General features: G+C 65.9%; 1 protein-coding gene. It reads left to right on the top strand.

Translation table 11 applies throughout. From position 1 onward, the window contains the following. On the top strand, nucleotides 1–1472 hold a 1472-nt coding region (gene aceB / locus Y707_RS24640; RefSeq protein WP_035780934.1), incomplete at its 5' end, for a malate synthase A. Nucleotides 1473–1479 lie beyond the last annotated feature (7 nt).

Raw genomic sequence — 1479 nt, 5'->3', positions numbered from 1 at the left:
CCCGCCGCAACCGTATCGCCAACGGCTCCGACCCGAAGTTCCTGCCCGCGACCAAGTCCATCCGCGACGACGAAGGCTGGCAGGTCGCCACGACCGCGCCGGGGCTGGAGGACCGCCGGGTCGAAATCACCGGCCCGGTCGACCGGAAGATGACGATCAACGCCCTCAATTCAGGGGCGAAAGTGTGGCTGGCGGACATGGAGGACTCCTCCACCCCGAGCTGGTCGAACGTCATCAACGGGCAGCTGAACCTGATGGACGCGCTGGACCGGAACATCGACTGCACCTCCCCCGAGGGCAAGGAATACAGCCTCAACACCCCCGGGGCGCTGCCGACGATTGTGGTCCGGCCGCGCGGCTGGCACTTGCCGGAGAAGCACATGCTCGTCCGTGGTGCCCCGGTCGCCGGCGCACTGGTCGACTTCGGGCTGTACTTTTTCCACAACGCCCGCCGCCTGATCGCCCAGGGCCGCGGCCCGTACTTCTACCTGCCGAAGATCGAAAACCACCTCGAAGCCAGGCTCTGGAACGACATCTTCATCCTCGCTCAGGATCTGCTGGGCATTCCGCAGGGCACCATCCGCGCGACGGTCCTGATCGAGACCATCACCGCCGCGTTCGAGATGGAGGAAATTCTCTACGAACTGCGCGAGCACGCCGCCGGGCTGAACGCCGGCCGCTGGGACTACATCTTCTCGGTGATCAAGAACTTCCGCACCCGCGGACCGCGCTTCGTCCTGCCCGACCGGAGCCAGGTCACCATGACCGCACCGTTCATGCGCTCCTACACCGAGCAGTTGGTGCGGATCTGCCACCGCCGCGGTGCCCACGCCATCGGCGGGATGGCCGCCTTCATCCCCAACCGCCGGGACGAAGCAGCCAACACCTTGGCGCTGGAGAAGGTCCGGGCGGACAAAACCCGTGAGGCCAACGACGGATTCGACGGCTCCTGGGTCGCCCACCCCGACCTGGTCCCGGTCGCCATGGAGGTCTTCGACGGCGTCCTCGGCGGGCACCCGAACCAGCTCGGCCGGAGCCGCGAGGACGTCACCGTCTGCGACAAGGCCCTGCTCGATATCGCCGCCACCGAAGGGATGATCACCGAAAGCGGCATCCGCAGCAACATCGAAGTCGGCATCCGCTACATCGAATCCTGGCTTCGCGGAAACGGCGCCGCCGCCATCAACAACCTGATGGAAGACGCCGCCACAGCGGAAATCTCCCGGTCCCAGATCTGGCAATGGATCCACGCCAACGCCATAACCGACGACGGCGAGATCATCACCGCCGAATGGGTCCAGGAACTGCTCGAGGACGAATTCGAAGCACTGCAACGCTTCAACGGGGACCGCTTCGACGACGCCCTCGAAATCTTCGAAGAAGTCGCCCTCGGAGACGAATTCCCCACCTTCCTCACCGTCCCCGCCTACGCACGCTACCTCTGCCGCCAGCCGGCGCCGGTCGCCGCGTAGGCCTTGC

Source organism: Arthrobacter sp. H14 (genome assembly GCF_000520495.1).
Lineage (GTDB): Bacteria > Actinomycetota > Actinomycetes > Actinomycetales > Micrococcaceae > Arthrobacter_C.
This window is presented reverse-complemented; position numbering and strand designations above follow the sequence as displayed.